The sequence below is a fragment of the Breznakia blatticola genome (assembly GCF_004365815.1).
Taxonomy (GTDB): domain Bacteria; phylum Bacillota_I; class Bacilli_A; order Erysipelotrichales; family Erysipelotrichaceae; genus Breznakia; species Breznakia blatticola.
This window is the reverse complement of the sequence record NZ_SODD01000027.1, coordinates 24,039-32,897: the sequence shown is the minus strand read 5'-3', so window position 1 is coordinate 32,897 and position 8,859 is coordinate 24,039. Positions and strand designations below refer to the sequence as shown.

Below are 8,859 nucleotides of genomic sequence, written 5' to 3'. Positions count from 1 at the left end.
ATGATTAAGAAAATGAGCAATATATGGAATAAACCAAGAAAAAAAGGAGCTGTGCTCTAGATTTGGCTAAATATGCCTATCTGTCACAGCTCCTTTTCATTTGTAAAAACAAAGAAAAATCAGCAGGTTGGCCTAGTTTTGAATCACTTTATATACGTAATGAAAAACTTTTCTTTATTTTCATTGAGTTGATGCGTTTTCATCTTGGAAGTTTGCTATAATGTTAAGGAAAGTTAATGAGGTTATATGAATGGAGCAAATAGCATTTAATTCGGAAAAGTATTTAGAGTTACAAAGTGAGAATATCTTAAAGCGGATTGCCAGCTTTGATAATCGCTTGTATTTGGAGTTTGGAGGGAAATTATTTGATGATTATCATGCATCAAGAGTTCTTCCAGGATTCTTACCAGATATTAAAGTACAAATGCTTTCGAAGATTCAAGATAAAGTAGAAATCGTGATTGTAATCAATGCCAACGACATTGAAGGAAGTAAAGTTCGTGGTGACTTAGGAATTACCTATGACCAAGAAGTATTGCGACTAATCGATGCGTTTAGAAGTGTTGATCTATATGTAGGAAGTGTTGTAATTACGCAGTTTATGGCACAACCAACAGCAGTTCAATTCCGTGAACGTTTAGAAAGTATGGATGTAAAAGTGTACGTCCACTATTCAATTGAAGGATATCCAAGCAATGTGGATGTTATTTTAAGTGACGACGGGTTTGGACGTAATGAATACATTGAAACAACTAGAGAGTTGATTGTCGTAACTGCACCTGGTCCAGGAAGTGGAAAGATGGCAACATGTATGTCACAAATGTATCATGATCATAAACGCGGGGTACGTTCTGGTTATGCAAAATATGAAACATTCCCAATTTGGAACATTCCATTAAAGCATCCAGTTAACTTAGCATATGAAGCAGCTACTGCAGAACTTGATGATGTAAATATGATTGACCCATTCCATTTAGAAGCATATGGAGAAGCGGTTGTTTCCTATAACCGTGATGTAGAAGTATTCCCAGTGTTGCGTCGTATGTTTGAAAACATCAATGGTGTATCGCCATATAAAAGCCCAACGGATATGGGTGTAAATATGGCAGGGTATGCAATTGAAAATGATGATGCTGCACAAGATGCAGCCAATAAAGAAATCTTACGTCGTTACTATCAATCACTAGTAAATGAACGTTTGGGAACAGGTTCAAAAGAAGCCATTCAAAAAATTGAAATGTTGATGAACCAAGCAAATCTTAAACCAAGTAACCGTAAGGTGGTTGGAGCAAGTGAAGCAAAATCAATCGAGACAGATGAACCAGCAGTCGCAATTGAACTACCTGATGGTCGTTTAATCACAGGGAAAACATCGACTCTACTACGTGCAAGTTCAGCAGCTTTATTAAATGCCGCAAAAGCACTTGGTGGAATTGATGATCGTTTACCATTGATCTCGCCATCGGTTATTGAGCCAGTCCAAAAACTAAAAACGGATATACTTGGAAATAATAATCCACGTATTCATGCAGGTGAAATGCTTGTCATGCTTGCAGTAAGTGCAACAACAAACCCAGTTGCAGAGCTTGCCATGCAACAATTAAAGAAACTTCAAGGATGTGAAGTACACTCTACGGTAATCTTAAGAAAAGATGATGAAAATGTCTTTAACCGTTTAAAAATGAATTACACATGTTCACCGAAATTTAGAACGCAAAAGTTATATCACAAGAAATAGTTGTGATAGTAAAGTATGAAAGATATAAAAATAGCTGCATTTGATGTTGATGGAACCTTGTTTAACCATATAACACATCGAATTGAAGAAGATGATTTGAACTGTCTAAATAAGTTACGTGAACAGGGAATTAAACTTGCAATTGCAAGTGGACGTCCACCATATTTCGTAAAAGAAAAACTATCACAGTATTTCACATTTGATTATTATATTTGTTTGAACGGAACCTATATCATGGATCATGCATTTCATGAATTGTATAGTGAACCATTATCGAAACAGGATACAGAAAATCTTGTCCAAGATTTCACGCACTTCAAACAATATTTACAATTTCAATTTCCTGAAAAAGGATATTTATATGCAGGAAAACTTCCTTTGCAAAATCGTTTGATGATCTTGCTAGGTCGTTGGGGTAATTTTGAAGATCATCGAAAAAAGAAAACACGACATAAGCAAAGTTTACCTTTAGCTGCAGTGAGTCGTGTTGAACCGAGCATCTTTAAACAAATCAAACCGAAGTATCCACACTTACAATTTGATAAGTTCTTTGGAAATGGATTTGATATTCACCCAAAGAAGACAAGTAAAGCAAACGCCATCGCACATATTTGTGAGCATATTGGATGCACGATGGAACAAGCGATAGCCTTTGGTGATAACTATAATGATTTAAGTATGATTGAAACATGTGGGATTGGTGTTGCAATGGGCAATGCTGTCGATGAAGTAAAAGCAAAAGCAGACTTTGTGACAAAACCATGTGGTAAAAATGGAATCTATGAAGCCTGTAAACATTTTGAAATCTTAAAATAGGAGAAACTTATGAAACTAGTTGAGCAGACATTTAGTATTGGTTTAGACGTTGTACATAAGATTAAGGATACACAAGCAAAGGCAATCGAAGAAGCTGGAATTGCTATTGCTAATGCGCATAGTGCAGGACATCGCTTTTTAGTGACGGGAAGTGGACATTCACATTCTGTAGCTGAAGAGTTTTATGGGCGTGCAGGAGGGCTTGCTTTTGTGGTGCCAATGATGCCTACAGAATTAACACTAAATGAGCACCCAACAAAGAGTTCCCTAATTGAAAATCTTGATGGATATGGGGATCTACTTGTCGATTTATTTGATATTCAAGAAGGTGATGTTGTTTTAATTGCAAGTAACTCTGGAAGAAATCCATATCCAGTAGAAGTTGCAGTTGAAGCAAAAAGACGTAAAGCAACCGTCATTGCAATTACTAACGTACACCATTCAATGGAAACAAAGCCACGTAATAAACACAACAAGCGTTTACTAGAAGTTGCAGATATTGTTATTGATAACTGCGGACAAAAAGGGGATGCAGCGAGTTATTTTGAAGGAATCGATATTCCAATGTATCCAACATCATCGATTGCCAATGCATTTATTTGTGGTGCAATCAGTGTAGTTTGCGCAAGTACGCTAGCTCAAAATGGACAAGAAGTTGAAGTGTTCGTGAGTGCAAATGTTGATGGAGGATTTGAAAAAAATGATGCCTTCATGAAAAAATACGCACGTTTATATACCAAGTAAAGAAGACGGAAGCAATTCTGTCTTTTGCATTTTGTATGCAAAATAAAGTGAGGAACCATGAAAGATATAATTTTTGAAGTATGTGCAGGAAGTTATGAAGATTGTTTGGCTGCACAAGCAGGTGGGGCAAACCGTATTGAGTTAAATAGTGCATTATATTTAGGTGGACTAACGCCAAGTATGGGAACAGTGAAATTAGTAAAACAACATATTTCATTGCCAATTGCAGCTATGGTGCGTCCTAGAGCTGGTGGATTTCATTATACAAATGAAGAATATGAAGTGATGAAACAAGATGCACAGTTGTTATTACAAGAAGGTGTAGAAGCAATTGTGTTTGGATTTCTAAATGAAGATTTTACAATTGATGCTGCACGCACAAAAGAATTTTGTGATTTGATTCATAAGTATGGTGGACAAGCTGTTGTACATCGTGCATTTGATGTCATACAAGATATTGATGAAGCAATGCGTACACTTATAAATTGTAAGGTGGATCGTGTACTAACAAGTGGACAAGGTGAAACTGCTATTACCGGAATTGAGACACTAGCCTACCTACAAAATACATATGGCAAGCAAATCGAAATCTTAGGTGGTGTAGGTTTGCGTGCAGATAATGTAAAGCAAGTACTTGAAAAGACGCAGTTGCAGCAAGTACATGCATCATGTAAAACATGGAAAAGAGATCTTACAGCAAAAGCAAAACAGGTATCGTATGGATATGCGAAGAATCACGAACTTGATTATGAATGTGTAGACAAACAAGCAGTTATCGACTTTGTTGATGCATTACATACATAATGGACTTCTGAGATGAAGTCTTTTTATTTAGATTTCATTGAGTCCTATTATGTGCATAAAGATGTGCAATTTTTGTTTCCAAAAGCATTTGTTGTAAAAAACGTAACGTTTTATAATGCATGTAGAGGGAATTGTATATGAAAACATTATATGTAGTTCGACATGGACAAACGTACTTCAATGTACAGCACCGGATTCAAGGGTGGTGTGATTCACCACTAACAGATAAATGGATTAAACAAGCCAAACAGGCACATGAAATACTTAAAGATGTAAACTTTGATACACTTGTTTGTTCCACGAGTGAAAGATGTTGTGACACAATGGAGTATATTGCACCAAATCAACCATATCAACGAAGTAAAGATTTACGTGAACGTTGGTATGGAGAAGTAGAAGGTGAAGTCTATATAGGAGCAGGTCAGCAAGATATTTATGGGGATACATTAACGAGTAAAGTTGGTGGAGAAAGCGCACAGGATGTAAAAACTAGAGTGAGCTATTATTTGCAACAAGTTTGCCATGATAGGGATAGTCAAGTCATACTTGCTGTAAGTTCAGGTGTGAGTATTGCTTATTTCTTAGAGACTTGTCATATGGATCCTAGTCTTGAAGCGATTAAGGAAACTGGTGTTGGCAATTGCTGTATCTTAAAATTAACATGGGGTCATGACATGTTTACTTTAGTCGAAATTATGAATCAAAATTTGTGATAATTTATTAGAAATACCATTCTTTATGGAAAAGTTTGGTATTTTTTTATGGATTTTACGTCACAAGGTTGCGCAACTTTAGCGCCCATCACTGTATTGCACATTGTGTTGTGCATTAATTGTCCCGAAATTGCTTTGCCTGAAAATGTTTCTACTCATATAATGTGATTAAGCAAGTTGCCATGGATCGGCGCGCAGATGCAAGCAATTGCGAAAGGAGAGTAAATGGACAGTTCAATGATTATCAAAGACCTGATTCAACTAGATATGCAGGTAGAAAATCAAAATGATTTCTTTGCGAAAATGAGTGAAATACTTTTTGCCAAAGGATTTGTGAAGGAAACATATTATCAAGCATTGGTAACAAGGGAAGAAGCATACCCAACAGGCTTACCAACGCAACCATATCCAATTGCGATACCGCATGCGGATGCAGTACATATTATCACCCCATTTGTTGCAGCAGTTCGACTAGCAAAACCAATTGCTTGGTGTGAAATGGCAACCAGTGATGTATGGCATGACGTTCAACTAATCTTTGTTCTTGGATTCATAAAAGGTGATGGACATGTGGAAATGTTGCAACTCCTAGTTGATAATCTGCAGGATCAAGATTTGATGGATCGTTTACTCAATGCAAAAACAGTAGATGAATATTATCAAGAAATAATCAATATAAAAGGATTCGATTAGGAGGGACTATGAAAAAAATAATCGTGGCTTGTGGTAGTGGAGTAGCAACTTCACAAACCGTAGCAAGTAAAGTAAATCGTTTACTAAAAGAAAATAAAGTTGACGCAAAAGTAGAAGCGGTAGACTTAAAATCTGTGGATCGTCATTTGACGGATGCGGTTGCATACATTGCAATTACGAAAACAAATAAGGAATATCCAATTCCAGTAATCAATGGAATTGCATTTCTTACAGGAATGAAACAAAAAGAGGAATTACAAAGACTAATTGATGCCGTGAATAATGGCTAATAAGAAAACAAAAGAGGAGAGTTTAAATTTATGGATATTTTACAAAATGTAGTTAACTGGCTACTTAGTTTAGGGGCAGCAGTATTCGTACCAATTATCATCATTTTTGCAGGATTGCTTGTTCGTATGAAAGTGAAAGATGCAATCTCTGCAGGTATTACATTAGGGGTTGCATTTACCGGAATGTCAATGCTTATTAGTTTTATGACTGGGGCAATTTCACCAGCAGCAGAAGCAATGTTAGAATCAACAGGTATTTCATTACCAATTGTTGATGGTGGATGGACAACATTATCGACAATCTCATGGTCATGGCCATATGCATTCTTAATGTTCCCATTACTTATCGTTGTGAACATTATTATGATCGTGTTAAAGAAAACAGAAACATTCAATGCAGATTTATGGAATGTATGGGGGAAAATCTTTACTGCAGTTTGTGTTGTTGCCATTACAGATAGTGTACCTTTAGCATTTGTAGTTGCTACAATTCAAATTATCTTTGAACTTAAAACAGCAGATGTACACTCACACCGTATTGAAGAATTATCAGGAATTCCTGGAGTTACTTGTACACACAAAATGGTATTCTTTGGAGCAATTTTATACCCATTCGATTTATTATTACGTAAAATTCCTGCATTCAACAAAGACTTTGATGCGGAAGCATTAAAAGAAAAAGTTGGTATCTTTGCAGAAAACCACGTACTTGGATTTATCTTAGGATGTGTATTTGGAATCATGGCAAAATGGAGTCCAGCTGAAATCTTAACGTTAGGAGTTCAAGCTGCAACTGCATTAACATTATTCCCAGTGATTTCAAAATACTTTATGCAAGCATTATCACCAATTTCTGAAGCGGTTAGTGACTTTATGAACAAACGTTTCGAAGGAAGAAGTTTAATTGTTGGTCTTGACTGGCCATTCCTAGGTGGATCAAATGAAATTTGGTTAGCAGTTATTTGGTCAGTGCCAGTAACCTTATTAATGTCTATGATTTTACCAGGAAACGAAATCTTACCATTTGCTGGAATTATCAATATTGCATTAGCAGTACCTGCATACTTAGTAACAAAAGGAAACTTACCAAGAATGTTAATTCTTTGTACAATCGGAGTTCCATGCTTCTTATGGATTGGTACAGCATTTGCACCATTTATTACAGACTTAGCAAACGCAACAGGTGCTGTTGATTTAGCAGCAGGACAAATGATTTCAAACTCATCAATTGATGGTCCAGTATTTACATACGGAATTTCACAAGTATTTGATGTAGTAAATGGAAACTTTATCCCAGTGGTTGTACTTGTAGCTTGGTTAGCAGGATACACAATGTACTACCGTGAATTACGTAGAGAAGCAAAAAACGCAAAAGAAGTAGCAGCAGCAGAAAGAGCGTAATATGAAGTTTACGAATCAAGAAGGAATTGAAATAGTTGAAACCATCATTGCATGTATTCAAAAAAATCGTGATTACTTAAGCGAAATCGACGGTGCAATTGGTGATGGTGATCATGGAATTAACATGAATAAAGGCTTTACACTAGCAAAAGAAGCATTAACTGGTAAAGAAAATATGAGTACAGGTTTTCAAATCATTAGTAAAATGCTTATGAGTAAAATTGGAGGAAGTATGGGTCCATTATACGGAAATTTCTTTCGTGGCCTATATGTTGCTAGTAAACAACATGAAGAAATCGATGGTCAAATCATTGGTGAAATGCTAGATAAAGCATATGACAATATTAAAAAGATATCACCAGCAAAAGTGAATGATAAAACATTAGTTGATGTATTAGATCCTGCAATTTACGCATATCATAAAGAATTTGATGCATCACAAGATGTAAATAAAGCGTTAACTGAAATGGTTGGGGCATCACAAGCAGGGCTTGAAGCAACAAAACATATGGTGGCAAAACTTGGACGCGCATCAAGACTTGGAGAACGTTCAAAAGGTCATCAAGATGCTGGAGCAACAAGTGCACAACTCATTCTTGAGTCGTTTGCTGATGGCTGCAAGAAGTTATTAAGATAGGTGGGTTATAGTATGCAAAGATTTGTGAATCATGCCGATTTCATCGTTGAAGATATGATGAAAGGTATTGAAAAAGCTCGTCCAGAGTTAGAAATATTAAGTGAAAATGATCATGTTATGAAGTTAAAAGCAGCACCAATTGCTAGCAAGGTCGGACTTGTTAGTGGTGGTGGAAGTGGACATGAGCCAGCATTTCTTGGCTATGTAGGACACCAAATGCTTGATGCAGTAGCGGTTGGAGAAGTATTTTCTTCTCCACCAGCACAAGCGTTCTATGATGCATTTATGAGTGTTGATAGTGGAAATGGGGTTGCTTGTTTATTTGGTAACTACGCTGGAGATAACATGAATGTAAAAATGGCAGTCGACATGTGTCTAGATGAAGGAGTAGAAGTAAAATACGTTGTTGCAACAGACGATGTATCATCTTCACCAAAAGAGACAAAAGAAAAACGTCACGGTATAGCTGGTGGTGTATTCATGTGGAAAGTTGCAGGGGCAAAGGCAAGTCAAGGAGCTACTCTTGATGAAGTCATTCGCGTCGCACAAAAAACAGTGAATCAAACACGCAGTATTTGTGTGGGATTATCTTCATGTACCATTCCTGCAGTAGGAAAACCAAACTTCCATATTGATGAAGGAAAAATGGAATTTGGAATTGGACACCATGGAGAACCAGGCATGCATGTGGAAGATTTAAAAAGTGCAAAAGATATTGCAAAAGATATGGTAAAAGCTGTAGTTGATGATTTGGAAGTGAAAGCAGATGAAACACTTTCTGTGATTGTCTCTGGTTTAGGAGCAACACCAATTATGGAACTTTACGTATTGTATAATGATATTGAAAGTGAACTTCAAGCAAGAAATATCAATATTGATAAAGTGTTGGTTGGTAATTATGTAACCTCACTAGATATGAATGGAGCTGCATTAACCATCATGCGTATGGATGATGAACTCCATGAATTACTTGAAGTTGAAGCAGATAGTATGGGTTTACGCGTATAAATAGAAACAGGGGGT

Annotated in this window: 10 protein-coding genes; all 10 read left to right on the top strand. The window is 36.4% G+C overall.

The genetic code is table 11. The features are described 5' to 3' along the window. Positions 1-250: 250 nt before the first annotated feature. The 10 genes from EDD63_RS07725 to EDD63_RS07680 all read left to right on the top strand — a co-directional run bounded on the left by EDD63_RS07725 (position 251) and on the right by EDD63_RS07680 (position 8,844). Positions 251-1,738 carry a DUF1846 domain-containing protein gene (locus tag EDD63_RS07725; protein ID WP_134170147.1) on the top strand — a complete coding sequence of 496 codons (1,488 nt, stop codon included), beginning with the start codon at positions 251-253 and terminating at the stop codon, positions 1,736-1,738. A gap of 15 nt (positions 1,739-1,753) precedes the next feature. Then, positions 1,754-2,554, top strand: coding sequence for an HAD family hydrolase (locus EDD63_RS07720; RefSeq protein ID WP_134170145.1), 801 nt, complete (start codon positions 1,754-1,756; stop codon positions 2,552-2,554). Between the two features lie 9 nt (positions 2,555-2,563). Beyond that, the gene (locus tag EDD63_RS07715; RefSeq protein ID WP_134170143.1) at positions 2,564-3,298 is read left to right on the top strand and encodes an SIS domain-containing protein; all 735 of its coding nucleotides are present in this window, start codon (positions 2,564-2,566) and stop codon (positions 3,296-3,298) included. A gap of 57 nt (positions 3,299-3,355) precedes the next feature. Then, entirely contained in the window at positions 3,356-4,102 is a 747-nt protein-coding gene (locus tag EDD63_RS07710; RefSeq protein WP_134170141.1) for a copper homeostasis protein CutC, read from the top strand. Positions 4,103-4,239: 137 nt separating this feature from the next. Beyond that, on the top strand, positions 4,240-4,815 hold the full coding sequence (locus EDD63_RS07705; protein ID WP_134170139.1) for a histidine phosphatase family protein: 576 nt from the start codon (positions 4,240-4,242) through the stop codon (positions 4,813-4,815). 225 nt (positions 4,816-5,040) lie between these two features. Next, a complete protein-coding gene (locus EDD63_RS07700; protein WP_208318311.1) occupies positions 5,041-5,508 on the top strand; it encodes a PTS sugar transporter subunit IIA in 468 nt (155 codons plus the stop codon). A gap of 8 nt (positions 5,509-5,516) precedes the next feature. Continuing rightward, positions 5,517-5,798, top strand: a complete 282-nt coding sequence (locus EDD63_RS07695; protein ID WP_134170137.1) for a PTS sugar transporter subunit IIB — start codon at positions 5,517-5,519, stop codon at positions 5,796-5,798. A 30-nt stretch (positions 5,799-5,828) separates the two neighbouring features. Continuing rightward, complete coding sequence (locus EDD63_RS07690; protein WP_134170135.1) at positions 5,829-7,199, top strand: PTS galactitol transporter subunit IIC; 1,371 nt, start codon at positions 5,829-5,831, stop codon at positions 7,197-7,199. Between the two features lies 1 nt (position 7,200). Continuing rightward, the gene (gene dhaL, locus EDD63_RS07685; protein ID WP_134170133.1) at positions 7,201-7,836 is read left to right on the top strand and encodes a dihydroxyacetone kinase subunit DhaL; all 636 of its coding nucleotides are present in this window, start codon (positions 7,201-7,203) and stop codon (positions 7,834-7,836) included. A 12-nt stretch (positions 7,837-7,848) separates the two neighbouring features. Next, entirely contained in the window at positions 7,849-8,844 is a 996-nt protein-coding gene (locus EDD63_RS07680; RefSeq protein ID WP_134170132.1) for a dihydroxyacetone kinase subunit DhaK, read from the top strand. Positions 8,845-8,859 lie beyond the last annotated feature (15 nt).